This window comes from Pseudomonas sp. yb_9 (assembly GCF_043103635.1).
In the GTDB taxonomy this organism is placed as follows: Bacteria; Pseudomonadota; Gammaproteobacteria; order Pseudomonadales; family Pseudomonadaceae; genus Aquipseudomonas; species Aquipseudomonas monteilii.
Genome location: NZ_JBICKA010000108.1, coordinates 1 through 516, shown reverse-complemented (window position 1 = coordinate 516; position 516 = coordinate 1). Strand labels below are relative to the sequence as shown.

Below are 516 nucleotides of genomic sequence, written 5' to 3'. Positions count from 1 at the left end.
TCCGTCCTACTCGATTTCATTGACAAGAGATTTTCGTGTACGGGGCTATCACCCACTATGGCCGCACTTTCCAGAGCGTTCCACTAATCTCAAATCAACTTAAGGGCTGGTCCCCGTTCGCTCGCCACTACTAAGGGAATCTCGGTTGATTTCTTTTCCTCAGGGTACTTAGATGTTTCAGTTCCCCTGGTTCGCCTCTTGCACCTATGTATTCAGTACAAGATACTCAGCTTATGCTGAGTGGGTTCCCCCATTCAGAGATCTCTGGATCACAGTCTGTTTGCCGACTCCCCAAAGCTTATCGCAGGCTACCACGTCTTTCATCGCCTCTGACTGCCAAGGCATCCACCGTATGCGCTTCTTCACTTGACCATATAACCCCAAGCAATCTGGTTATACTGTGAAGACGACATTCGCCGAAAATTCGCATTTCGCTCATTGCTGAGCAGAACTCACAAATTTTACCTTAGCCTGATTTCCAGCAGTGAAACTGGTCATCAGTCTATATCTATCACA

The 516-nt window shown here is 47.5% G+C and carries 1 rRNA gene; it reads right to left on the bottom strand.

Annotated features, from left to right (window positions below):
* Window positions 1-372, bottom strand: a 23S ribosomal RNA gene (locus tag ACF8MI_RS26190); the annotation flags it as partial.
* Window positions 373-516 lie beyond the last annotated feature (144 nt).